This is a genomic window from Sphingomonas sp. BK069, from assembly GCF_014193405.1.
Lineage (GTDB): Bacteria > Pseudomonadota > Alphaproteobacteria > Sphingomonadales > Sphingomonadaceae > Sphingomonas.
The window spans coordinates 1-24,106 of record NZ_JACHZH010000002.1; the positions used below are offsets into that span (position 1 = coordinate 1).

General features: G+C 63.7%; 25 protein-coding genes and 2 pseudogenes. 14 read left to right on the plus strand and 13 right to left on the minus strand.

The window, feature by feature from the left end:
- Nucleotides 1-311: 311 nt before the first annotated feature.
- A complete protein-coding gene (locus FHY02_RS08540; protein ID WP_221198577.1) occupies nt 312-968 on the minus strand; it encodes a UPF0149 family protein in 657 nt (218 codons plus the stop codon).
- Nucleotides 968-1,165 carry a hypothetical protein gene (locus FHY02_RS08545; protein ID WP_183921527.1) on the minus strand — a complete coding sequence of 66 codons (198 nt, stop codon included), beginning with the start codon at nt 1,163-1,165 and terminating at the stop codon, nt 968-970. The genes FHY02_RS08540 and FHY02_RS08545 overlap by 1 nt, the downstream gene beginning before the upstream one ends.
- 144 nt (nt 1,166-1,309) lie before the next feature.
- Here FHY02_RS08545 and asd point away from each other — a divergent pair, with 144 nt between their 5' ends.
- Nucleotides 1,310-2,161, plus strand: a complete 852-nt coding sequence (gene asd, locus FHY02_RS08550) for an archaetidylserine decarboxylase (protein ID WP_183921528.1) — start codon at nt 1,310-1,312, stop codon at nt 2,159-2,161.
- Nucleotides 2,162-2,355: 194 nt separating this feature from the next.
- Here the strand turns inward: asd and FHY02_RS08555 are convergent, their stop codons facing one another.
- From FHY02_RS08555 to FHY02_RS08580, 6 genes are all read right to left on the minus strand, one after another.
- Complete coding sequence (locus FHY02_RS08555; RefSeq protein WP_260172809.1) at nt 2,356-2,736, minus strand: hypothetical protein; 381 nt, start codon at nt 2,734-2,736, stop codon at nt 2,356-2,358.
- A 179-nt stretch (nt 2,737-2,915) separates the two neighbouring features.
- The gene (locus tag FHY02_RS08560; RefSeq protein ID WP_183921529.1) at nt 2,916-3,683 is read right to left on the minus strand and encodes an anti-sigma factor; all 768 of its coding nucleotides are present in this window, start codon (nt 3,681-3,683) and stop codon (nt 2,916-2,918) included.
- Nucleotides 3,680-4,189, minus strand: coding sequence for an RNA polymerase sigma factor (locus FHY02_RS08565; RefSeq protein ID WP_183921530.1), 510 nt, complete (start codon nt 4,187-4,189; stop codon nt 3,680-3,682). The genes FHY02_RS08560 and FHY02_RS08565 overlap by 4 nt, the downstream gene beginning before the upstream one ends.
- A 1-nt stretch (nt 4,190) precedes the next feature.
- Nucleotides 4,191-5,708, minus strand: a complete 1,518-nt coding sequence (locus tag FHY02_RS08570; protein WP_183921531.1) for a YncE family protein — start codon at nt 5,706-5,708, stop codon at nt 4,191-4,193.
- Between the two features lies 1 nt (nt 5,709).
- Nucleotides 5,710-6,003 (minus strand): DUF305 domain-containing protein, encoded by a 294-nt coding sequence (locus FHY02_RS08575; protein ID WP_311721285.1) that lies wholly within the window; start codon nt 6,001-6,003, stop codon nt 5,710-5,712.
- Nucleotides 6,004-6,435: 432 nt separating this feature from the next.
- On the minus strand, nt 6,436-7,344 hold the full coding sequence (locus tag FHY02_RS08580; protein WP_183921532.1) for a LysR substrate-binding domain-containing protein: 909 nt from the start codon (nt 7,342-7,344) through the stop codon (nt 6,436-6,438).
- A 114-nt stretch (nt 7,345-7,458) separates the two neighbouring features.
- On the opposite strand from FHY02_RS08580, the gene FHY02_RS08585 reads away from it, so the two are divergent.
- From FHY02_RS08585 to FHY02_RS08595, 3 genes are all read left to right on the plus strand, one after another.
- Nucleotides 7,459-8,211 (plus strand): SDR family NAD(P)-dependent oxidoreductase, encoded by a 753-nt coding sequence (locus FHY02_RS08585; RefSeq protein ID WP_183921533.1) that lies wholly within the window; start codon nt 7,459-7,461, stop codon nt 8,209-8,211.
- Between the two features lie 386 nt (nt 8,212-8,597).
- Entirely contained in the window at nt 8,598-9,443 is an 846-nt protein-coding gene (locus tag FHY02_RS08590; RefSeq protein ID WP_183921534.1) for an N-acyl homoserine lactonase family protein, read from the plus strand.
- 8 nt (nt 9,444-9,451) lie between these two features.
- On the plus strand, nt 9,452-9,982 hold the full coding sequence (locus FHY02_RS08595) for a cupin domain-containing protein (protein WP_183921535.1): 531 nt from the start codon (nt 9,452-9,454) through the stop codon (nt 9,980-9,982).
- Between the two features lie 676 nt (nt 9,983-10,658).
- On the opposite strand, the gene FHY02_RS08600 is transcribed toward FHY02_RS08595, so the two are convergent.
- Nucleotides 10,659-11,393 carry an SDR family oxidoreductase gene (locus FHY02_RS08600; protein WP_183922014.1) on the minus strand — a complete coding sequence of 245 codons (735 nt, stop codon included), beginning with the start codon at nt 11,391-11,393 and terminating at the stop codon, nt 10,659-10,661.
- Between the two features lie 132 nt (nt 11,394-11,525).
- On the opposite strand from FHY02_RS08600, the gene FHY02_RS08605 reads away from it, so the two are divergent.
- On the plus strand, nt 11,526-11,837 hold the full coding sequence (locus FHY02_RS08605) for a helix-turn-helix transcriptional regulator (RefSeq protein WP_183921536.1): 312 nt from the start codon (nt 11,526-11,528) through the stop codon (nt 11,835-11,837).
- A 75-nt stretch (nt 11,838-11,912) separates the two neighbouring features.
- Here the strand turns inward: FHY02_RS08605 and FHY02_RS08610 are convergent, their stop codons facing one another.
- On the minus strand, nt 11,913-12,629 hold the full coding sequence (locus FHY02_RS08610; RefSeq protein WP_183921537.1) for an IS6 family transposase: 717 nt from the start codon (nt 12,627-12,629) through the stop codon (nt 11,913-11,915).
- A 203-nt stretch (nt 12,630-12,832) separates the two neighbouring features.
- A complete protein-coding gene (locus FHY02_RS08615; RefSeq protein WP_311731808.1) occupies nt 12,833-13,303 on the minus strand; it encodes an Rrf2 family transcriptional regulator in 471 nt (156 codons plus the stop codon).
- A 101-nt stretch (nt 13,304-13,404) separates the two neighbouring features.
- Here FHY02_RS08615 and FHY02_RS08620 point away from each other — a divergent pair, with 101 nt between their 5' ends.
- Nucleotides 13,405-14,307, plus strand: coding sequence for an NAD(P)/FAD-dependent oxidoreductase (locus tag FHY02_RS08620; RefSeq protein ID WP_183921538.1), 903 nt, complete (start codon nt 13,405-13,407; stop codon nt 14,305-14,307).
- A gap of 176 nt (nt 14,308-14,483) precedes the next feature.
- A complete protein-coding gene (locus FHY02_RS08625) occupies nt 14,484-15,359 on the plus strand; it encodes an SDR family oxidoreductase (RefSeq protein ID WP_183921539.1) in 876 nt (291 codons plus the stop codon).
- Nucleotides 15,360-15,614: 255 nt separating this feature from the next.
- Here the strand turns inward: FHY02_RS08625 and FHY02_RS08630 are convergent, their stop codons facing one another.
- Nucleotides 15,615-16,331: an IS6 family transposase gene (locus FHY02_RS08630; protein ID WP_183921540.1), complete on the minus strand. Its 717-nt coding sequence runs from the start codon at nt 16,329-16,331 to the stop codon at nt 15,615-15,617.
- Between the two features lie 73 nt (nt 16,332-16,404).
- On the opposite strand from FHY02_RS08630, the gene FHY02_RS08635 reads away from it, so the two are divergent.
- On the plus strand, nt 16,405-16,686 hold the full coding sequence (locus FHY02_RS08635) for an ATP-binding protein (protein ID WP_409322449.1): 282 nt from the start codon (nt 16,405-16,407) through the stop codon (nt 16,684-16,686).
- A 179-nt stretch (nt 16,687-16,865) separates the two neighbouring features.
- Here the strand turns inward: FHY02_RS08635 and FHY02_RS08640 are convergent, their stop codons facing one another.
- Nucleotides 16,866-17,624, minus strand: coding sequence for an SDR family NAD(P)-dependent oxidoreductase (locus FHY02_RS08640; RefSeq protein WP_183921541.1), 759 nt, complete (start codon nt 17,622-17,624; stop codon nt 16,866-16,868).
- A gap of 178 nt (nt 17,625-17,802) precedes the next feature.
- On the opposite strand from FHY02_RS08640, the gene FHY02_RS08645 reads away from it, so the two are divergent.
- The 6 genes and pseudogenes from FHY02_RS08645 to FHY02_RS08670 all read left to right on the plus strand — a co-directional run.
- Nucleotides 17,803-18,504 carry a dihydrofolate reductase family protein gene (locus FHY02_RS08645; protein ID WP_183921542.1) on the plus strand — a complete coding sequence of 234 codons (702 nt, stop codon included), beginning with the start codon at nt 17,803-17,805 and terminating at the stop codon, nt 18,502-18,504.
- Between the two features lie 199 nt (nt 18,505-18,703).
- Entirely contained in the window at nt 18,704-19,915 is a 1,212-nt protein-coding gene (locus tag FHY02_RS08650) for an MFS transporter (RefSeq protein ID WP_183921543.1), read from the plus strand.
- Nucleotides 19,916-19,919: 4 nt separating this feature from the next.
- Nucleotides 19,920-20,768, plus strand: coding sequence for an XdhC family protein (locus FHY02_RS08655; protein ID WP_183921544.1), 849 nt, complete (start codon nt 19,920-19,922; stop codon nt 20,766-20,768).
- A 260-nt stretch (nt 20,769-21,028) separates the two neighbouring features.
- On the plus strand, nt 21,029-21,667 hold the full coding sequence (gene paoA / locus FHY02_RS08660) for an aldehyde dehydrogenase iron-sulfur subunit PaoA (RefSeq protein WP_183921545.1): 639 nt from the start codon (nt 21,029-21,031) through the stop codon (nt 21,665-21,667).
- A pseudogene (locus tag FHY02_RS08665) lies at nt 21,664-22,613 on the plus strand (FAD binding domain-containing protein). Before paoA ends, FHY02_RS08665 begins: the two are co-directional and overlap by 4 nt.
- A 4-nt stretch (nt 22,614-22,617) precedes the next feature.
- Nucleotides 22,618-23,724, plus strand: a pseudogene (locus FHY02_RS08670) (molybdopterin cofactor-binding domain-containing protein); the annotation flags it as partial.
- Nucleotides 23,725-24,106: the final 382 nt, after the last annotated feature.

A 24,106-nucleotide genomic window follows, 5' to 3' on the forward strand; every position in this document is an offset into this window, starting at 1 on the left:
CTGATCGTCCGTCAGCCAAAACAGGTCGCTCATCCGGGTCTCCTTGCAGAGCCTGAATCAGATCGCGACGCTCACATCAATGGGTCCTGACCCTAAAGTTTCTCGCCTAGCGTCGACGCGAAACTGTGGCCTCCCCGATCTGACACCCGAGCAGCTACGTTTCATCGATCACGTGACGCCGGAGCAGCGACGATCTTCCGTCGAGTGAGCCGAGCGAGAGGCGTCACGCTGGTGCGGTCCGCCTCACGACGACCTCGAGGTAGCTCACGTCGGTCGCCGACGCGTGTGCATGGCACGATCACCGGCTGCTCTCAGGCGCAGCAGCGCTTGTGCTTCTTGCCTGATCCACACGGGCACGGATCGTTCCGGCCGATCTTCGCCGCCATCATCGTGGACGGCGCTATGCGCGCCGCTTCCAGAGAACGATCAGACACCGCGTACAGGCGGAGCACCGCGTCTGTTAGGTCCCTAACGACATGGTCCTGGAGTGCGTTAACCTCCACGCTGTCCAGGTCGCTCTCGTTGCGGGCAATCTTGATGAGCGTCTCCAAGCGCGACCACGGCTGCGACAAAGATCCATCGCTCGCCAGCGCGCTCCACGCATCCGGCCGCAATGCCACCGCTTCCGCAAAGCCACCGACCCAGTCTTCCCAGAGCAGCTCTCGATCCCGCTCGTCGACGTCGAGGATCGGTTGGAATTTGCCGCGGGCAAGGTCGCGGGCGATCTCTGACTGGCGCGCCAATACCGCCGAGGCAAACCACTGCACGTCGAGCGGATCCTCGAAGGGCGGCACGCCTTCAGTCTCCGGTCCCCATATGATCTGCATCCACTCGTTCGCCGGCGCGGTTTGCGGGGACACAAGCAGCCCGGTCAGAAAGCCGTCGAGTTCAGTCAGTAGCATTGGCTGCTCGACCGGAAGGTCCGCAAGCGCGCCATCCAGGCGCCGAAAACGCGAAGGAGGTCGCATCACAAACTGATATGACGTCGACGCATTTCGTCCTGCGTCATCTCGCGCAATGGGCTGGGGTCTCTGTCGACAAAGATGTCGGCGAGATCGAGCAGATCCTCGTCGCCTAGAGCCGCTATCGACGCTTCTATGGCTGCAACGCGATCGAACATGCGTTCGACCCTCGCTTCGTGGCGCTTGATCTGTAATCTGAGCATGTGCAACCGGTAGCAGGATCGATGGCGATGACCAGTCACCCGTCGTGATGTGGGTGGATCACCCTCTTGGCGACTTTCCCTTTAACCGAGTCGACCTGCGGTTTGATGTCTCTAAAAAGTTGGTGCCGCGATTTTGAGGTTCGAATGTCCGATCGCCTGAAGGTTCTGCTTCAATATGTGCTGCCGAAGCAGCGCCTGACCGTGTTTGCGGGGCGCATCGCTGGCGCTCGGGGAAGCATGGTGACCACGCGGCTGATCCGCTGGTTCGTCGGCAGATACGCCGTCGACATGAGCGAAGCTGCCGATGCAGACGTCCGCAGCTACGGAAGTTTCAACGACTTCTTCACCCGCGCCCTCAAAGCGGGATCGCGCCCGATCGCGGACGTCGATTTCGTCTGTCCGGTTGACGGCGCGATTAGCCAATTCGGTCTCATCGACGATCATCATATCCTTCAGGCAAAGGGACATCGGTTCACCACAACCCAGCTGCTCGGCGGCGACGCCGCGTTGGCTGCTCAGTTCCGGCACGGCAGCTTCGCCAACCTGTACCTTTCGCCGAAGGATTACCACCGCCTGCACATGCCTTGCGAGGGGAAGCTCACGCGCATGATCTACGTGCCGGGAAAGCTCTTCTCCGTGAATCCGGTCACAGCGCGCGGCGTGCCCAACCTGTTCGCGCGCAACGAGCGCGTGGTTTGCACCTTCACATCAGGGGAGCATGGCCTGTTCGTCATGGTGCTGGTCGGCGCGACGATCGTCGGAAGCATGGCGACCGTGTGGCATGGAGTGGTCAATCCCAAGAGGACCAACGAAACCTCAATATGGGACTACACCAACGACGACATCGTGCTGGAAAAAGGCGAGGAGATGGGCCGCTTTCTTCTCGGCTCCACCGTGATCATGTTGTTCGAGCAGGGCACCATCGCGTTCGATGAAGATTGGGAGCCAGAGCGGAAAGTGCGCCTCGGCGAACCGATGGGTCATCGCCCGGCCTGAGCATCAGATGCCCCAGCTTTGTCTGACGTAGAACCCGATCACGGCCATTCAGTCTCCTTGAAGCGCAGCCAAACTTCGGTCATTCGTTCATCGGACTGGCGCGGCAGTTAAAGACAGCGCAGCGACCAATCGCAGGGTCGAGTTGTAGTAGCTTTTCGGTTTTGCTGGGCTTGGGCCACCAGTACGGAAGTGCCTTATTTGCGCTTAGGCAGAAAACCGCTCTTGAACTCGGTGCGAATTGCAACGAACGGCGCTGATCCACGGTTTGTGATGGCGTGCAATCCTTCCGGCTCGCCTCTTACGGTCTGCGACTTAGCAAGCGCAGGCGCGTTGAAGCGCTCCGTTTCGACGGGCTTTCCATTGATCAGCTTATAGGTGATGTAAGTGATTGGTCCTGGTTGTTCAAAATACATCACGCTTGGCCAACGATGTTCGTGAACGGCTTCGGTCACGCCGGGCGCCACCTCGACACGCAACACGCGGATGCTCTCATCCTCAAGCAGGACGCGGTGACTATTTGGCGCAGCGGCAACCGCGTCGAAGCTCGCAGGAGCAGCCTGAATCGCGAGCAGCAATGCACCTATCATCGCGTTCCCCACTTCTCGTAGTTCAGATCGCCATCAATCCAATGCCGCGGCAACTTGAAAGGGAGCAATCCGCAACGATCCACAAGCCGTCACTCAAGCCACCTGGCCGGCTAATCAACATCGGACATTCGTTCAGACGCGTTCCTGGTTGCGTTCTGGAACTGCCATTAGATCGCCGCAGCTTGAACTCGTATAGCCGCGGCAATCGGCTGCAACCCCGTCGTGGCGCTCGGCGCGACCACGCTGAAGCCGATGCCGCGGTCCGCCCAACTCACCTGCTGCACGTCATCGTCGCGTGTCGAGACCATGCTGGCGTCCTTGTCGATGTCCATCGGTCGGCTGAGAACGGCGAGGCGGGCACGCGCGGCGCCATCGTAGAGCAGCAGGAGCGCCGGCCCGTGGGGCGTCGCCACGAGGCGCCCGCCGGCGAAGCGGTAGCCGGCGGCCGCGAGATCAGGCACCGCTACCTTGCTTCCGATCCGCCGTGACGCCCAGCTGACGAGCTGCTGCTTTTCACCGGCACCCATCTCGGCCGGGCGCTGCGCATCGGAGGCGTAGACCCGGTAGCTATAGCCTGCCTCCCGAGCTAGCGCGCCAATCCCGGCCTGCGGCGGCAGCGTTCGCGTGCGCACGCCCCAGCCACCGCCGAAGCCTACCGCGAGGAGGAGCGCCGCTGCCACCGCCTGGAACCATGCGGGCCGCGTACCACGTTGGCTCGCTGCGATCGCTTCGATCCGCATCGTGGCAGGGAGCGGCTCCGCGGCGATCGGGGCGAAGAGGCTCCTGAGCGCGCTACGCTGGTTCTGCTGCTGCCGCAGACGCGCCGCGATATGCGGATGATCAGCGAGGTAACGCTCCACGACAGGGCGGCGCTCGACGGCGAGCCGGTCATCGACCCAGGCGGTCAGATCGTCCTCACCGACAGGAGCCGTCACTTCGCCCTCCGCAATCTGGCACGCGCGCCAGCGCCGATCAGCTCGGCCAACCTATCCCGCGCGCGCGACAGGCGCGACATCAGCGTACCCACCGGGATACCGAGCACCGTCGCCGCCTCCGCGTAGGACAGATCCTCGACCGATACGAGCAGGATAACTGCCTTCTGCTCGGGCGGCAGGGCATCGAGGCTGCGTAGCAGATCACCGTGCTCGATCGCGTCGGTCTGCTCCGCACGGACGGCGAGCGCCACCTCGTCCGCCATGTCGATCGGGACGAGCGTGGCGCGCCGCGGCGCGCGCCGGCCATGATCGACCAGCAGGTTGTGGAGGATCGCATACAGCCACGGGCGTACCGCATCACCGCGCCTTTGGCGCCAAGACGAGACGGCGCGCTCCAAGCAGTCCTGCACGATGTCGTCGGCCAGCGCAGCGTCGCGCAGCCACCCGCGAGCATAGCGCCGCAGACCGGGGATGAGCGGCTCGATCAGGGCGGCGCGCTCGTCCATCTCAGTCGCGCTGGACCTGGACGACGGCACCCGGAACTGTGCCGCTCTTCTCCGCGATGACCAGCCAGCGCCGACCCGACGTTGCCGTGCCTGCCACGATCTGGCGGATGGGGCCCGAGGTGTTGACGATCGCGGATCCCGCAGGATTGGTCATGAAGGTGGCGAGCGGCTCCAGCGGGCCAGAACCGTCGGCACGCCCGACGAGGGCGATGACGTAGGCGCGCTTGGGCTCCAGACCGGTCACTGATCCCTGCAGGACCTGCACGACGCCTTGATCGAACAGCGTGACGCTGGTCGCGGCCGAGGCCGTATCGCCGCGCGCCGCGAGGGTGAGGTGCGTCGCGTCGCCGGCGGTACCCAGCGGTTGCAGGTGCGCGGTGCCCGCGCCGTCCGGAACAGCGCCGGGCACATAGGCGATCGCCTGCGGCGCCTGCCCGATCGGCACCATGGCAATGACCTTGTTCGTCGCGGTGTCGATCACGGCCAGCTTGTCGTCGTTCTCGAGACCGACATAGATGCGCGAACCGTCGCCCGAAGGCCACACCCCGTGCGGCAGCTTGCCGACCGGAATGGTCGCGACCTGGCGGAAGTCACTGGTGCGGAATACCTTAACTTGGTTGAGGCCGCCGACCGTCACATAGGCGAACTGGCCCTTACCGGAGCTGGCGAAGTTGACGTGGTTGGTGATCGGACCGGTGTCGATGACCTGGCGGATCGTAAATGGCGGATGCGCGTCGAAGGCGACCGTCTTGCCCACGTCCTTCAGCGTGAACCAGACCTGCTTGCCGTCCGGGCTCGCCGCGATGTTCGGGCAGAAGGGGCTGGGTTGCTGAACCCGCCCGGCCTCACGGTGCGTCGCCACGTCGAACACGACCAGCTCAGGGTTGAAGGAGGAGCAGACGTAGCCGTAGCGGCCGTCCGGCGAGAAGATCGTCATCCCCGGTCCGCCAGGCGTCTTGATGCGACCGGTCTCCTCGTAGGTTCTGGGGTCGAGCACAGCGATATAGTCCTCGCCGCGCACAGTCACCCAGACTTCCTTGCCGTCCGGCGTGAAGAAGGCCTCGTGCGGGCTGCGGCCGACATAGGTGGTGTGTTTGACGGCGTTCGTAGCCGTGTCGATCCACGTGACCGAATTGGATCCGATCGACACCACCGCTAGGGTGCGACCATCTGGTGAGAAGCCGAGCCCGTGGACGAGCACCTGGCCCTTGTAGAGCGGGCTGAAATTGGCCGGCTGCGGGTCACCGAGCTTGATCACGCCCAGAAGCGTGTTGGTGGCCGGATCGGTGACCGAGAGCGTGTTCGAGAATTGCTCGGCAGCATAGACCCGGTCGCGGCCGCTGACCGCAACGTCGCGGTGATCCCATGGCGCCTGCACCTTCGCGGCGCTGCCGGTCGCCGGTGCCGCTGCTCGGTCATCGACGAGCGGGAGCTCGATCGCGGTCGGCGCCGCCCAGGGCGCCGACTGTGCGCCCGCCGAGCTGGCGAGCAGGGCGGCCGAGAGGAGGATGCGGTTCATGTCAGTGCTCCCTGGAAGGCGAAGAGGCGGGCTGAGGCTGCGTCGGTACGGGCCGCGATGGCGGCAGCGGCCGCCCCATCGCCAGCTGCATCGCCGCGATCTCCTGCTGCTGGTCGACGATGATCTCCTGCGCGATGCGCTTGAGCTGTTCGTTCTTGCCGTGACGCAGCTCGGCCACCGCCATGTCGATGGCGCCCTGGTGGTGCGGGAGCATCATGGTCACGAAGTCGGCGTCGACGTCGCCGCTGGGCGGCACCATCATCGCCTTCATCATGCGATCCATGGCGGCGTTCACCTCTGTGAGGTACGGTCCTTCGGGCGCTGTAGATGCCGCCAGCCCTGCACCGGCGCAGAGGGTCAGCAGTAGCGCGGCACATGCGCGCGTTGATGAGCGAGGGACGGGCACGGGTCGTCTCCGATTGAGCGGTTATGACCTGTGACGTCGATGCACCCGACTTTATTCCACCGCCGCATTTTTTCTGTGATGCCGAACTCGATCGGCCCACGCGTTTGTGAAAACTGAAAGAGTTTTCAACGTAGGGATTGGCAGCCTCCCATCTGCTCGGTCGTGGCACCCGCCGCAGTATCTAACCGCGATCGTTGCGGGCGCCCTGCCCGCCCCCTCGATGCCGCCTCCTATCCAGGATGAGATGGAGGACGCAGACAGACGAAGGGCGGAATGACGACGATCTAATGCTGAGGATCGGACTGGAGCATCCCACGAGGATCACGCCATGGCTTCAACGGTGATCGCAGGTGCGAACTCTATGGCAAGATGGTCAATAAGGGCGCGAACTGCCGGGGACAGACCCCGCCGCGTGGTAAAGACCAAGTGCACGATCCCGATCTGGCCGTGCCAGGCAGGCAGCACACGGATCAGCCGCCCGGCCTCCAGCGCCGGGCGACAAACGCGATCGGGCAAGAACGCGACGCCCATACCCGCTATCGCGGCAGCCAATAGCTGATCCATCGCCGAGCAACCTAGGCGAGGCTCCACACGGATCATCTGGCGCCGTCCGTCATCGGCTTCCAAATGCCAGTCGACCCGATCGTGTTCGTCGTTGGTCGATAGGGTCGGCAAGGACGCGAGCTGGTCTAGTGATGAGACCTGGCTTCCGAGCTGCGGCGAGGCGACCAAGATCCGCAAGGACTGTCCCAGGGATCTCACCGTGAGTTCGGCGTCGGTGGAGAGGTCTACGCGGACGCGCAGCGCCAGATCGATGCGCTCGTCGATGAGATCGACGGCATGATCCGTCGCGATGAGCTGCAGCCGAACTCTCGGATAGCGCGCTAGAAAGGACGCTATAGGACCGGATATTGGCGCGATCATCCCCGTCGGGCAGCTGAAGCGGATGCGGCCATGCGGCTCGGCCTGTGCCTGGACCACCAGCGCTTCGGCTTGCTCGGCCTCGGCGAGCATCGCCCGGCAGCGCTCGTAGAAGGCCTGGCCAGTCTCGGTCACGCGGAAGCGCCGGCTGGAGCGTTCAATCAGGCGCAGCCCCAACCGGTCTTCGAGCCCCGCGACCCGTCGACTGAGCTTTGATTTCGGCTCACGCAGCGCACGACCGGCTGCGGCAAACCCACCGTGGCTCACCACTTCGGCGAAATACGCCAGATCGTTCAGGTCCACCCGCATAGCGTTCCTCTCGTGGAACGCTGCGTGCAGCAACGACCGGCTACACGCAACATCGTCCGGGAGGCATCTCCGTGCAGCAGCGGCGCTCCGCCGCAACCACGAAGGAGACGTACAATGACAAAGCGCTTCAACAACAAGGTGGTCGTCGTCACCGGCGGCACCAGCGGGATCGGCCTGGCCGCCGCCAAAGCGTTCGTCGCCGAGGGCGCGGCGGTGTTCATCACCGGGCGCCGCCAGGACGTGCTAGACGCGGCAGTTCGCGAGATCGGCGGCCGGGTCACGGGCGTACGCGCGGACATGGCCAGGCTTGCCGACATCGACCGGGTCTATGACGCGGTCCAGCAGCGGCACGCGCAGATCGACGTGGTCGTTGCGAACGCGGGCGGGGGAACGATGCTTCCGCTCGGCGCGATTACGGAAGAGCAGTATCAGCAGACGTTCGACACGAACGTGAAGGGAACGATCTTCACCGTGCAGAAGGCCCTGCCGCTGCTGAAGGACGGCGCCTCGATCGTGCTGATGAGCTCCAATGCCGGCTCGTCGGGTACGCCCGCGTTCAGCGTCTATGGCGCCAGCAAGGCAGCGGTGCGCAACTTGGCACGCAGCTGGATCCTGGACCTCAGGGACCGCCACATCCGCGTGAACGTCGTCAGCCCGGGCCCAACCGAGACAGTCGGCCTCACCGACGTGTTCGGCGGCGGTGAGCAGGCTCAGAACATCAAAAACTCTCTGGCTACCCAGATCCCGGTCGGACGCGTCGGAAGGCCTGACGAGATTGCCGCAGCCGCACTGTTCCTCGCGTCCGACGAGGCTAGTTTCATCAACGGCGCGGAGCTGTTCGTCGATGGCGGCGTGACGCAGATCTGAGCCGCACGCATCCAACACTCGTCGCCCAACGATCGTCTGGGCGGCGCCTGCGGCCACGATAGTGTTAGACTTGCGCGCAAAGAGGGGATCGCTCGCTGGGCTTTGCTCCAGCGGCAGAACACGCCGGTCGCCGACCGTGGCCTACCCGCAGCGACAGGGTTGCCGTGGTGCCAAGGAGTCGCCGCTCCGCCGCGGCACCTCCTTTCGCTCGCCAGCTAAGGATTATTAGCGGGGCGGCGGAATAAAGCCGGGGACGGCCACGTCTTCATCGGTAGCTGCTGCACGAAAATCCTCATGTCCGCTCGCGGATCCTTGTTCCGCAAATACCTTTCCCGCTCCGGACCGCTCGCCAGCGCAACCGTGCTTACCATTACAACGAGGCTCCTATGAAACAACCGAACGACGGGGCGCGAGAGGTGCCGGCCAAGAACGAGAGCGCGATGCCCATGGCCGATCGGAATGATGCGAGCGAAGGAGGAGGCTGGTCTCTGAAGGTCTTTGCTTTGACGTGCGGAAGCTTTCAAGCGCCAAGAGATTTCATTCTCGAGGGCGGTGGCGCCAGCTTCCTACATGTGCCGGTGACGGCCTATCTGATCGATCATCCTAAGGGCCGGGCATTGTTCGACACGGGACTTGGCCTGCGCTTCCGCCGACAAGTGGATGAGGCCCTTGGTCCGCTCGATGTGGGCTTCGCGATCGATGAGAGCGCCGACGTCGCCGCGCGGCTTCGCCAGATCGAGGTCGATCCGGCTAGTATCCGCTGGATCATCAATTCGCACCTGCATCCAGACCACGCTGGTGGCAGCGCCTTCATTCCGAACGCCACGATCTTGGTGCAATCGCGCGAGCTGACCTATGCCCGGGAGCAGAAGGACGAACGGCTCTACCATCCCCAAGATATGGACACCGGTCATCCCATTCATGCGATCGACGGCGAACATGATCTGTATGGCGATGGATCAGTGGTTCTCTTCCCGACACCTGGTCACACTCCAGGACATCAGAGCGCCAGGATCAAATTGCCGGACGGCGATGCCATTCTAGCCGCAGACTGCTGCTATCTCAAAGAATCACTCGACAGCATGACCGTCTCATCATTGAGCGCCGACCGTGAGCAGAGTTTGCGCACGCTGCGTAGGCTTGCCGACCTTCGCGCTGGCGGCGTTCGCATCTTTTACGGGCACGATCCGAAGTTCTGGCAGACAATGCGGCAGGGCCGACCATTGCGCTGAGCCAATCGGTGGTGGATCGTCAAGTTGAAAGAAAGAGTGACATGACAGAGAGATCTGACGATAGCCTGCTGGTGCGCCGTGAGGGGCGCACGTTCGACGTCGCTGGCGCACACCTCGTCTGGAAGGCCAGGGCCGAGGAAACCAGCCATAGCTTCTGCTTTTTCGAGCAGACGCTGTTCCCAGGTGAGCAGGTACCATCGCACCGGCACAGCTACACCGAAGCCTTCTACGTCTTGGCCGGCACCTTGAGCTTCGTCGATGGCGCCGGGCAGACGCATCGCTGCGTCGCCGGCGAGACCGTGATTGCCTCGCCTGAGGTGTCTCACAGCTTTTTCAACGATGGCCCCGACATCGTTCGACTCCTGAGCATCGCGCCGGCTGCGCATCAACACTTTTTCGATGCGATTGAGGAAGCTAACGACGCAGCGCCCTTCGCCGATATGACGCATGAGCAAGCCATGCTCAGGGTAGGAGCGATCGGTGCGGAAACGGATACAAGGTTTCAACCGACGGCAGCTCAGGGTAGAAGTGTACGCTGATCCATCGGACACTAACCGTAACTTTCGGGCGAGGCGTTATGAAGCACTGCGGCGCCGAAGCAACTGACAGAGGGAGCTACACCGTCTCTGATGGTTGGAGAGGTCGGCGCGACCCCGCCAGCTGGTTCAGGTCCGGTTACCGATCCCCGACCGATAATTGATTGGACATGGCTTTTACTCTCGGCTGATCGCCTCCGCTGACTTAGCGGTCAGCTCAACGGCCGTGAGTAGGATCGATTAGCCTGATGTAAGGAAGGTTGGTGTAAGCACGCCCAGAGGTGCCGTACCGGTGCCTAGCGACCCACAGATCCTCAGCCACAAGGAACTGACCTTGGCCCGGCAGACCCAAGCTGTCGGGCCATTTTTCGTCAAGAATGAAGCCAAGTCTCCTCCCCTGCCTCCTGAACGATCGGCCGGTTTCCCCGGCCGACCCCCGATAGCGGACGGACAGTGTTCCACCCTCGGCCGGCGATCGAGCCCCCTCCCTGCCTGCTGAACGAACGGCCGGTTTCCCGGCCCACCGCCCTAAACCGGACCGGCCGCTATCCACCCATTTGGGTCGACCGGCTCATGGCGCTCGGCTGCTTGCTCATCTACAAGCGCGTGTACACTCAATCGTATGCACGCCTTTTTCGGAAGTGGCTCTTCCGCCAAGCGGAAGAGCCACCTCACGGCATTACGCCGCTGCACCGCCGTCGATGGTAAGCGTGGTGCCCGTAATGTAGCTCGCGTCCGGTCCGGCGAGGAACGACACCGCGCCAGCGATCTCCTCGACCTTGCCATAGCGGCCGAGTGGCACGAACGAGGTCATCTGCTGAGCAAACTCGCTGTCGGCAGGATTCATGTCGGTGTCGATCGGCCCCGGCTGCACCGTGTTGACCAGGATGTTGCGCGACGCGAGGTCCTTGGCCCAGCCGCGCGCCAGCGCGGCGACCGACGCCTTTGTCGCGCTGTAGACGGCGGTCGCCGGGAAGGCGAGCTCGCCCGAGACGCTGCCGATGAGGATGATGCGGCCGCCGTCATTCAGGTGAGGTAGCGCTGCACGGGTACCGACGTGCAACCCCTTCACGTTGACGCCGAACTGACGATCGAAGGCTTCGTCGGTATCGTCGCCGACAGCAGAGAACTCGGCGACGCCGGCATTGTGGACCAGGATGTCGAGAGCGCCCAGCGCCGCGGTAGCCTGCTCGACGCCCGCGCGCTGTGACGCCGGATCGGCGGCGTCCGCCTGGAACGCAAAGGCCGTCCCACCAGCGCCTTCGATCGCAGCCACGGTGGCATCCGCCGCCGCCTTGTTGCCGGCGTAGGTGATCGCGACCGCCGCGCCGTCGGCAGCCAGCCGCTTCGCAATTGCAGCGCCGATGCCGCGCGACCCGCCGGTGACAAGCGCCTTTTTGCCCTGGAGTGACATGCGAAATCCTTCGAGAACGTTGCCCGCGATCACACCATCGTGCGCTGTCGGCTGGCGGGTAGATGGGCTGCGATAGCGATAGTTCAATATTTCCGAAATATGAAAACTATGAATTGTTCTTATATCCCCCTCATGCCTCGCTTCACCCACCCACGGCTTGAGGACGTTCCGCTCGATCTGGCGATGCATGCGCTGGCTGATGCCAACCGCTTGAGCATGATAGCGCGGCTGGCGGCAGCCGAGCGATTGAGCTGCACGGGTGCGGCTCCGTGTGACGCCATTCCCAAGAGCACCCTGTCCAATCACTTGAAGGTGCTTCGCGCCGCTGGACTGATCGAGACGGTCCAGGTCGGGCGCGAGATGATCAACACCCTTCGTCGTGACGAGTTCGAGCGGCGTTTCCCTGGCCTCCTGAATGCGGTGCTCACCAACATCGAAGCGTGATGCCGCTAGGGGGTGCTGTCAGTCTAATGCGAACTCGTCTCTACACGATGCACCTCGCCCTCGGCTCGCGTCGGATCAGCTGGCGAGCGCCTGCCACTCTGCCAGCGCCGCGGGGCGGCGCTGCTTGTAGCTCTGTCTGTCGACGCGGTGGCGTTCGTGATTGAAGTGGTTGTGGACGTTGGCGTGAACCGAGGCGAACTTCTGTAACGTGCGCATCTGGCGAAACCGCTGCATCGCCCGCTCTCGTCGCCTGAACGGCAGGTGAGAGTTCTCCACCCGGTTGTTGGCCCAGCGACCCACCTCCTGCTTCTCGCGCGTGCCGAGTTCGCTCAGAGCAGCGCCGTAGGAGCGCAGACCGTCGGTGGTGAGCGCCTCGGGCGAACCGTGGCGCTTGAGCGCCTTCTTCATGAACACGAGCGCTGCTTTCTTGTCGCGGGTCTTGTTAACGTAGCTCTCGAGAACCTCACCCTCGTGATCCACCGCTCGCCATAGATAAACCATCTTGCCGTTCAGCTTCACGTACATCTCGTCCAGGTGCCAGCGCCAATGGCGGAAGCCGCGCATCCGGCTCGTGCGCTGCCGCCGCACCTCGCCGGCGAACAGCGGACCGAACCTGTTCCACCACAGCCTCACCGTCTCGTGGCAGATGTCGATCCCGCGTTCGAACAGCAGGTCTTCCACGTTCCGCGGCGACAACGGGAAGCGCACGTACATCAGCACCACCAGCCGGATCACCTCAGGCGACGAGTTGAAGTAGCGGAACGGACTGGCTGGCTTGCGGGGGCGGGACATGCCACCCTCCTAGCCCGGCCAGCTCCGTAGGTGCATTAGCCTTGACAGAGCCGTCTTTCGTAGCTCCCTGCCCGCCTTCCGAGTTCGAACGTCGAAACAGAGCGGTGCTCAAGGCTTTTGGGCGGTCCTAAGAGCCTGCCGATTAGAGGTCTCGCATGTGACCCCCGGGCGGTCACCAATAAGGTCTATTGGTTGTCCGCCGTTTAGTCGCTCGAAGTACGACGGCTGCTCGCTTCAGTCTCGCCTAAGTCCGGCAACTCGGCGAGCCTGTGGTCGAAATCCGCAGCGATGCTCGCAAGGGACACCTCATCCAAACGCCGCAGGAGCAGCGCTTCTGCCTCACGCAGCGCACCTTCGAGTGATGCGTTGACCGCTTGCTCGACCAGGCAGGTCGCCGTCGGGTCAGCTGGACCGAGCGCGAAGATGCGGTTTTCTCCCAGCGCTCGGTGGACGTCGAGCATGGTGATATCGTCCAAACGCCTGATCAGCGACCATCCGCCGCCATGGCCCTTCACCGAGCGGACGTAGCCCGCGTCGCGCAGCCCCGCCATTGTTCGGCGGACGACGACGGGGTTCGTTCCCAACATCGTGGCCGCTGCATCTGATGTCAGTGGTCCGCCCATGCGGCCCATGTGGATCAGCAGGTGCAGCATTCTCGACAGGCGGGCGTCCACAGCATCGATCCTCCTGAGCCCTCCCTATCACGTGACTTTAGCTGTTGCAAAAGCTTGCGGCGTACGTCATGTAACACCCGTAGTGCGCTGAAAGGCTCAATATGTACGACGTGATCGTTGTTGGCGGCAGCTTCGCCGGCCTGTCCGCTGCCCTGCAGCTTGCCCGGGCGAGACAGAAGGTGTTGGTGCTCGATGCCGGGCTGCCGCGGAACCGGTTCGCCGACGAAGCCCACGGCTTCCTGGGTCAGGATGGCCGGCCTCCCGCTGCGATCCTACGTGACGCTCGATCTCAGCTTCTACGCTATTCGACGGTGGAGATCCGGACAGGCGAGGCCAGCGCGGTCGAGCCGATCGATGACGGCTTCGCCGTGGGCCTCTCGTCTGGCGCCGACGAGCGCGCCCGACGTCTCGTGCTCGCCACAGGGGTGACGGACACGTTGCCTTCGATCCCGGGCTTGCGTGAGCGCTGGGGTGAGAGCGTGCTGCATTGCCCCTACTGCCACGGCTACGAAGTACGCGACCTGCCGCTCGCCGTGCTGGCCGCGAATCCCATGTCGCCGCACCAGGCATTGCTGATCCCGGACTGGGGACCCACCACCTACTTCACGCAAGGAGAGTTCGAGCCCGAGCCGGCCGAGCTCCAGGCGTTCGCCGCGCGGGGCGTGGCAATCGAGCGCACGCCCATCGTCGAGCTGCTCGGCGAAGCACCCGGACTCGATGGTGTTCGCCTGGCGGACGGGCGAATACTGAACGTCGCAGCAATCTTCACAGCGCCCCAGACGACACCCACGACTTCGCTGGCCGCTATTCTCGGATGCGATCATGAGGACGGACCAACCGGCCCCTACATCAAGGTCGATCAGTGGGGAGCCACCTCCGTCAAAGGCGTATGGGCTGCCGGGGACGCTGCCACCCCCATGCATAATGCCACGCTTGCGTCCGCGGCCGGCGTCTTGGCCGGCATTGGCGCGCATCAAGCCAGAGTGTGGGCTGCGGCGGAGTGATGGTCAGCTCGTCGACCCATTCCAGCAGACACCCGGGCGGCCTTTCCAGCTACGCCAGGTTGGGACGTCGTTTCATCATCGCTGCCCTGAGGCCCTTGCTAATCAACGGGGCTGCCTGCCTCGGCACGTAACCGCTCGTCGACCGTTCCCTGCTCACTCCATCAGCAGGAACTGAAATGACCGACGATCCGCGCATCAGCCATCCGACCAGCTTTCCTGACGAGCCGCAACAGCCGCGTCCCGGCCTAACGGCAGAGATGCGGACCAAGCCCGATCACGGCGAGGACAGCTATGTCGGCAAGGGATTGCTCAAGGATCGGATTGCGCTGATCACCGGCGGGGACTCAGGCATCGGGCGGGCCGTGGCGATCGCCTATGCTCGCGAAGGTGCAGATGTCGCGATATCCTACCTTCCCGACGAGCAGGTGGACGCGGAGGAGACCCGGGCCTGGGTCGAGAAAGCCGGGCGGCATTGTCTTCTGCTTCCGGGAGACATTCGTGACCGGGATCATTGCGCGAGCATTGTCGAACGAACGGTCGCCGAGCTCGGAGGTGTCGACGTACTCGTCAACAATGCCGCGGCTCAGACCATGAACGAGGGTTTGGACAGCATCGACGACGATGAAATGCAAGGCGCCTTCGCTGCAAACGTCTTCGCCATGATCCGCCTCGCGAAGGCAGCCGCGCCGCACATGAAGCCAGGCTCTGCCATCATCAACACGACCAGCGAGCAGGCCAAGGTCGCGAACAAGACCATGGTCGTGTACGCTGCTACGAAGGGCGCGATATCGAGCCTGACGGTGGGCCTGTCCAATCTTCTTTCCAGTGAAGGGATCCGCGTGAACGCAGTGGCGCCTGGCCCGATCTGGACTCCCATTCAGCCAATTGCCAAAACGCCGGAGAAATTGCAGACGCTGGGGCAGGATACGCCAATCGGGCGTGCCGGGCAGCCAGCGGAGCTTGCTCCCGCATATGTGCTGCTCGCCTCATCTGAGGGCAGCTACATGTCTGGTAACGTCGTAGCTGCCACGGGCGGCGTCCCCGTTTCTTAAACGACGAGCCTCGACATCAGCCGTCACTTGAGCGGTACTGGCTGATGTCGAAAACTCATCGCTCAACAGCCAATTTGACCCACAATCCGCCGTTTGCGCGGTTCGCTGCCGCCGCCAAGAATGGACGCTTGTTCATCGGCGGGAACAAGCAGCCACGCGCCCGCTCAACCTACCGGGCGAGCACGCCAGTAGGTGCTGTGAGTCTAACGCGAACTCGTCTGTACACGATGCATCTCGCCCTCGGCTCGCGTCGGATCAGCTGGCGAGCGCCTGACACTGAGCTAGCGCCGCGGAGCGGCGCTGCTTGTAGGTCTGGCGGTCGGCAAGGTGGCGTTCGTGATCGAAGTGGTTGTGGACGTTGGCATGAACCGAGGCGAACTTCTGTAAGGTGCGCATCTGCCGGAAGCGCAGCATCGCTCGCTCTCGACGCCTGAAGGGCAGGTGCGAGTTCTCCACCCGGTTGTTGGCCCAGCGGCCAACCTCCTGCTTCTCGCGCGTGCCGAGTTCGCTCAGCGCAGCGCCGTAGGAGCGTAGACCATCGGTGGTGATCGCCTCAGGCGAGCCGTGCCGCTTGAGCGCCTTCTTCATGAAGGCGAGCGCAGCCTTCTTGTCGCGTGTCTTGGTGACGTAGCTCTCGAGGATCTCGCCCTCGTGATCCACCGCTCGCCACAGGTAGACCATCTCACCATTCAGCTTCACGTACATCTCGTCCAGGTGCCAGCGCCAATGACGAAAGCCGCGCATGTGCCTCGTGCACTGCCGCCGCACCTCGCCGGCGAACAGCGGGCCGAACCTGTTCCACCACAGCCTCACGGTCTCGTGGCAGATGTCGATCCCACGCTCGAACAGCAGGTCCTCGACGTTCCGCAGCGACAGCGGGAAGCGCACGTACATCAGCACCACCAGCCGGATCACCTCCGGCGACGAGTTGAAGTAGCGGAACGGACTGGCTGGCTTGCGCGGGCGGAGCATGCCACTTTCCTAGCCCGGCCAGCTCCGCAGGTGCATTAGCTTTGACAGAGCCCATATCGTCTCTCGCCTGCATATCGTTGGTGCCGAAGCATTGGCGGAAATATGCGATAACGGTCTCGGCATTCTTTTCGATGAACGTGAGAAGGTGTTTCGACGCTTCTACCGGCGGGATGCCAGTCGCAACACAGAAGGCGCGGGGCTTGGCTTGGCACTCGTGGCTGCGATTGCCGCCCTGCATCAGGCGGACTGCACTATACCTCACAGCGTAGAGGGCCTATGCGTCCGTCTCACTTTCGATCGGTCGTCTGCAATAGATCAGGTGACCGATGCCCCGAAGCACCATGGCTTACCATGATCGCCGATAGTCATCATGGCCGGGCTCCATCCTGTCGCAGTCGGGTGGGTGACGTCGTTGGCCAGGCAGAATCGCGTCGCGTTGCGACCCGACAGGATTTTAGGGCCCTTCGACAAGGTCCGCCTCCATGGGTCTGCACCGCCCCATTATCCCGACCGGCATTCCTCGCGCTCGCATGATCAGAGGGACCAACCGCCGTCGACGACGATCGCCGAGCCGGTGACGAAGCCGCCCATATTCGACGACATCCAAAGGACCGCCTCGGCGACATCCTCGGGCTTGCCGAGCCGGCCGACCGGCTCAAGATCGATCGCCTTCTGGATGTCGCCATCGGTGAAGCGGTCCATCATTGGTGTCTCGATGTTGCCCGGCAGGACCGCATTCACCCGGATGTTCTGCTTGGCATAATCGAGCGCGGCCGACTTCGTGAGGCCGATGATCGCGTGCTTGGACGCCGCGTAGGCGGCGCCACCAGGAACACCCTTGATCCCGGCGCCTGAGGACGTGTTGACCACCACGCCGCTGCCCTGCGCCACCATCTGCGCGAGCTCATGCTTCATGCAGACGAACGTGCCGCGCAGGTTGATGTCGAGGATGCGATCCCACTCCTCCAGCGGGATCTCCGCGACCGGGAACGCCTTGTTCTCGACACCCGCGTTATTGAAGGCCACATCGAGGCGGCCGAATGTGTCGACGACCTTCTTGACCGCCGCTTCGACGTCTTCCGGCGTCGAGATGTCGGCTGCGATCGTCAGCACCTCGCCGCTCCCGGCGTTGCGCACAGCAGCTTCGACCTCCTGGAGAGCATCGACGGTGCAATCGAGAATCGCGACCTTCGCACCTTCCGCCGCAAAAGCGACTGCCGCGGCGCGACCAATGCCGCTCGCGGCGCCGGTGACGAAAGCAACTTTATCAGTGAAGCGTGCAGCGTTCGGCATGAGTTGTCCTTTGGACGAATGGACCGGCGTCCGCCTGTTGCGGTGCCGAGAGGAGCAAAGAACGACTGCTTCTCGCCATGCTTCCATGACCCGATCTCAACGTAGCGTTGCGAATGCATCATGCCGCGAGAGCTCGGATGGTGAGTTATCAGATCCGGCGCGAACGCGAGGATCTTCAATGCGACCACGGATTACCTGCCACATGGCGAGCAGCCTTGATGGCCGTATCTTGCCCGAACGCTGGTCGCCTCGCGATGCCCACTCCCACGAAGCCTATGATCGAATTCACGACCGGCTTGGCGGCGGGTCATGGATCGTCGGGCGCGTCACGGGGCAGGAGTTTGCCAAAGGCGAAGCCTATCCCCCGCAAACGGACCTGAGTTTTCCGCGCGAGGCGTGGCTGCCTCAACCTGACGCATCCGCCTACGCCGTTGTCGCGGACGCCCACGGCAAGATCGCCTGGGGTAGCGCCGATATAGGTGGCGATCCGATCGTCGTTCTGCTGACGGAGCAGGTATCCGACGCTCACCTTGCGGGCCTGCGCGGCAATGGCGTCGGCTATCTTTTCGCCGGGGTCGACGAGTTGATGTTCGAGCAGGCGATCGCGACGCTCGGCGATCAGCTTGGTATCGACCACCTTCTTCTTGAAGGCGGCGGACATATCAATGGTGCGTTCCTACAAGCCGGGCTGATCGATGCGATCAGCCTGATGATCGTCCCGGCCATAGACGGCAGCGCCGGCGCGGCGGCGGTCTTCGATGGTACCGAGCGGCCTGGCGCAGACCTCCTTCCCCTCACCCGTCTGACGCTCGAAGAGCAGGTAATTCTCAGCAGCGGTATCGTGTGGCTGCGCTACCGGGTTCATTACCCGGAAAGCTGACGTGACGCTGCAGTGTTGAGCAACGCTCACTGCTGCATGGACCTGCGACCGGATTGTTGCTGCAGCGACCGCGACCTAGATCCACCGTGTACGCGGCCCGTCCTCCCCCGACACGGGCCGCGCGCGCCCGAACCTTGCGCTTGTGTTCCCCCTCACATGCCAGGTTCGGGCGCCCCCGAGACAACAGGAAAAGACGATCATGGTGAGCCTCGCCGCCACGGCATCGACCGGTCTAGCCGGCCACGACAACAAACCCGCACGCTGGGGTGCTGTCTACGCGATGGCGCTATGCACGTTCGTGCTGATCGCGTCCGAGTTCATGCCCGTCAGCCTGCTGAGCCCGATCGCCCGGACCCTGGCGCTGACCGAGGGGCAAGCCGGTCAGGCCATCGCCATCTCGGGCGTGTTCGCGGTCGTTACCAGCTTGTCGCTCACCACTGTTCTGGGCACGCTGGATCGACGTCTGGCCCTTCTCGGATTGACCGCGTTGCTGGTCGTCTCCGGCGCGATCGTGGCCTTCGCGCCGAACTACGCCATCCTGATGGGCGGGCGGGCGCTACTCGGGGTCGCGATCGGCGGTTTCTGGTCGATGTCGACGTCGGTGGTCATGCGGCTGGTTCCGGAGCAGTCGGTTGCCAAGGCGCTTGCGATCGTGAACGGCGGCAATGCTCTCGCGACGGTGATCGCGGCGCCGCTAGGCAGTTTCATGGGGGGCCTGATCGGGTGGCGTGGCGCCTTCTTCTGCGTCGTGCCCGTCGCCGTTGCCGCGATCGTCTGGCAGGCAATAAGCCTGCCCGCCCTTGTGGTGACGACCAAGGGTAGCGCCCGCGGCATGTTCGCGCTTCTGAAGCGTCCTGCGGTCCTTCTCGGGCTTATTACCGTGGCCTTGCTCTTCGTCGGCCAGTTCGCGCTCTTCACCTATCTTCGTCCCTTCCTCGAGCAGGTGACGCATGTCAGCGTCTCGATGCTTTCTGGGCTGCTGCTGGCAATCGGCGTCGCTGGCTTCATTGGCACCCTGGTGATCGGTCGCGTCATCGAAACCGGGCTCAACCGTACGCTGATCGCTATCCCTGCGGTCATGGCGGCGGTTGCCGTCTCGTTGGCACTCTTCGGCAGCTCGACTGCTACGGTTGCCCTGCTACTCGGCATCTGGGGTTTCGTGGGTACTGCGGCACCGGTGGCCTGGTGGACCTGGCTCGCCCGCACCGTCCCAGGTGACGCGGAAGCTGGTGGCGGGCTGATGGTCGCTATCGTGCAGCTCGCGATCACGCTTGGAGCGACAGGGGGCGGCATCGTGTTCGATGCCGCGGGCCCCGCGCCTGAGTTCCTGGCGAGTGCTGGGCTCCTTGTACTTGCCACCCTGTCGGCCTTGGCGGTCGCGCGGCTCGACAAACGCATGGGCATCATCTGAGCCCATGAAGCAGGCGCTGCCTATCCTTCGCTTTCTAGCGGATCGAGCCGCCCGCGGCGAAGGCACCGTGCTGGTGACGCTGACCGACGTCACCGGTAGCGCCGCCCGGGCACCCGGTGAGCATATGGCAGTTGCGGAAGACGGCACTGCGGTCGGCTCCTTTTCAGGCGGGTGCGTCGAGGCAGCGGTTATCGCTGAGGCGCTGGATGTGCTCGCCGCCCGACGGGGACGGCTCGTGCGCTTCGGTGCCGGTTCGCGCTACATCGACATCCGGCTGCCCTGCGGGGGCGGCATCGACCTTCTGTTCACCCCGCTGCCCGCCATCGACCAGCTAACAGCGGCTATCGCGATGCTGGAGACGCGCCGACCTGTGACGCTTCGATTGACGGAGAGCGGGGGCTTCGGCGCTGCGCCGGCAGCTCGAATGGACGAAGCTGGATGGATCGATGGTGAATTCCGTGTCCGGCATGACCCGGACCTGCGCGTCGCCATTCTCGGGCACGGTGCCGAGCCGATGGCGCTCCACGACGCCGCGACGGCCTATGGCGCACAAACCCTTATTCTGACGCCACAAAGCAGTCTCGTCGACGAGGCGAGCAGCCGTGGCATTGAAGCGCACCTTCTGCGCACTCTCGACCGCTCCGAGCATTTGACGATTGATCGTTGGACGGCAGTCGTGACGCTGTTTCACGACCATGATTGGGAGACCGCACTGCTACTTCAGGCGATCGACGGCGAACCCTTCTTTATTGGCGCCATGGGAAGCCGAAAGACCCATGAGGAGCGTCAACGGCGTCTGCTGGCGGCCGGAGGAGAGAGAGAGCAGCCGTCGAGCGTATCGTTGGCCCTGTAGGTCTTCTTGCAGCGTCACTTGATTCCCGCACACTTGCTCTCTCGGTCATGGCGCAAGTTGTTCAAGCCTATGAAGAGGCCGCTGCAACCCGGCAAGTCGGGTGGTCAGTGAGTGGAGTGCACCGTTTCATTGAGCATCAGTCAGCGCGCGATTGCGAACCGCGCGCGTTATAACAGCTGCGCGGCGTTGCCGCTGGTCGAACGACGGCCGCTGGCTGAATAAACGTCCGGTGATGCACCGGGCAGGAAGGACACTTACCCATGCCGGAGACCTCCGAACTGGAGCTATCGCGCCGCGGCGTGCTGACTGCTGGCGCTGCCACCGCAGCGCTTGTCGCCGCTCCTGTATCCGGTGCGCCGAAGGCCATCGCCCCCTCCCCGCCCACGCCCGCAATGCCGGTTCGTTTCAAGGTGAACGGCGAGCGGCGCGAGCTGTCGCTGGATCCGCGCACGACACTCCTGGATGCACTACGCGAGCATCTGCATCTCACCGGCACCAAGAAGGGGTGCGACCATGGCCAGTGCGGTGCCTGCACCGTCCTGGTGGACGGTGTTCGCATCAATTCGTGCCTCAGCCTGGCGGTGATGCACGAGGGCGACGAGATCACGACGATTGAGGGCCTGGGCACGCCCGACAAGCTGCATCCGATGCAGGCGGCGTTCGTGAAGCATGACGGGTATCAGTGCGGCTATTGCACGCCGGGTCAGATCTGCTCCGCAGTCGCGATGCTCGACGAGATCAAGCGCGGTGTCCCCAGCCACGTCCAGGTCGACCTGACCGCGAAGCCGACCGCGACCAACGTCGAAATGCGCGAGCGCATGAGCGGCAATATCTGCCGCTGCGGTGCCTATTCGAACATCGCTGAAGCCATGGCCGAAGTCGCTGGAGCAAAGGCATGAGAGCTTTCACCTACGAGCGCGCCAAGGATGCGAGCGCAGCGGCACGCGCCGTCACCGCGAATCTGGCCGCCAAGTTCATCGCGGGCGGCACGAACCTGCTCGATCTCATGAAGATCGAGGTGGAAACGCCGACCCATCTGGTCGACGTACAGGATCTCGGCTTCGACAAGATCGAGGCAACGCGGGAAGGCGGCCTGCGCATCGGTGCGCTGGTCACCAATACCAATCTGGCGGCCGACGAGCGCGTCCGCCGCGATTATGGCGTGCTGACCGTGCGATCGTCGCGGGCGCGTCAGGCCAGCTGCGCAACAAGGCGTCGACCGCGGGCAACCTGCTCCAGCGGACGCGCTGCCCGTATTTTTACGACACCAACATGGCGTGCAACAAGCGCAAGCCGGGGTCGGGTTGTGCCGCTATCGGCGGATATTCACGCCAGCTCGGCGTCATCGGCGTCAGCGACAGCTGCATCGCAACGTTCCCTGGCGACATGGCCGTTGCCATGCGTGTGCTGGACGCGGTCGTCGAGACCGTCGATGCAACCGGTCAGCGCCGTTCGATCCCGATTGCCGATTTCCATCGGCTGTGGGGTGACAAGCCTGAACAGGACACCGTGCTGAAGCAGGGCGAACTGATCACCGCGGTCACGTTGCCGAAGCCGCTGGGCGGGAAGCAATTCTACGAGAAGGTGCGCGATCGCGCGTCCTACGCCTACGCACTCGTGTCGGTCGCCGCGGTGATCCAGCCCGACGGCACCGGACGCGTCGCCTTTGGTGGCGTCGCCCCCCGCCCCTGGCGTGTCGAAGCGGCCGATGCCCTGCTACCGCGCGGCGCCGCTGCGGTGACGGCGCGCGCGTTCCAGGGCGCAACGCCGACAAAGGACAACGCATTCAAGCTGCCGCTCGCCACACGCGCGCTCGCCTCCGTCCTCGCCGAAGCGAAGGCATAATCCCATGAAGTTCGAAACGCCCGCTACAACCAACCCGATCGATCGCATGAAGGTCGTCGGGCAGGCCAGAAGCCGGATCGATGGCCCGCTCAAGACCACCGGCACCGCGCCGTATGCCTATGAGCATCATCGTGAGATCGAGAACGTTGCCTATGGCTATGTCGTGGGCGCCGCGGTCGCCAAGGGGCGCATAAACGCGGTCGATACAGCGAGCGCCAAGGCAGCACCCGGTGTGGTCGCGGTCGTGACCGCGGCCGACGTGGGCAAGCTCGGCAAGGGTAAGTACAACACCGTCAAGCTGTTGGCCGGCCCGGATGTCGATCATTACCATCAGGCGGTCGCCGTCGTCGTCGCAGAGACGTTCGAGCAGGCACGGGCCGCTGCCGCACTGGTGCGGGTCGACTATGCACGCACCAACGGCCGGTTCGATCTCGATGCGGCCCTGAAGACGGCGCCCCTGACCGATGCGGACAAACCCGGCAAGGGTGAGGACCGCGTCGGCAAGTTCGAAACGGCTTTCGCATCGGCAGCGGTGAAGCTCGACGCCGAATATACGACGCCGGATCACAGCCATGCGATGATGGAACCGTTCGCATCGATCGCGGCATGGGATGGCGATGCGCTGACGGTGTGGACGTCGAACCAGATGATCGACTGGGGCCGCACCGATCTTGCCACGACGCTCAACATGCCCAAGGAGAAGGTCACCTTCCTGTCGCCGTACATCGGCAGTGGCTTTGGCGGGAAGCTCTTCCTGCGAAGCGATGCGGTGCTGGCAGCACTCGGTGCAAAGGCAGCCGGTCGTCCGGTCAAGGTCGCCATGAGCCGGCCTTTTATGGCGAACAACACGACGCACCGTCCTGCTACCCGTCAGCGTATCCGGATTGGTACGACCAAGGATGGCACGATTACCGCGATCGCCCACCAGAGCGGCTCGGGCGACCAGCCCATTGGCAGCCCGGAGGCTGCCGTTCTGCAGACGAACCTGCTCTACGCCGGTGCCAATCGCCTGACGTCGATGCGGTTGGCAGTGCTCGATTTGCCGGAAGGCAATGCGATGCGAGCACCGGGCGAGGCCCCGGGCCTGATGGCGCTCGAGGTTGCGATGGAGTGGCGAATATTAAGTTTACTTAAGTGGAAGCTGAGCGTCGAGCTCCTCCCCACCGATTGCAAGCGATTTGGTGCTCCAGCACGTTGCGAGGCTACGTTCGGAGCGAAAGTCCGCAGAGGTCATTGACACCAACGAGGGGGAGGTATCTTCGCCCGGGCCGACCCTGATGCCAGCAACGCGCTGGCTGGTGACGCGACGTCAGCTTTGTTCGTTTCCGGCAATCGGCCGACGAACGAGCCGCTGGAGAGCACTGCAATCCGTCTAGATGTGTCGTTTTAGCACTGGCATCCTGGCTCTAATTAGGTGCCGTCCTGCCTGTTACCGCGCGAACACCGCACATCGTCCCGACGGTTCTCTCCGTCCGCCGGCATCGCGTAGGCCT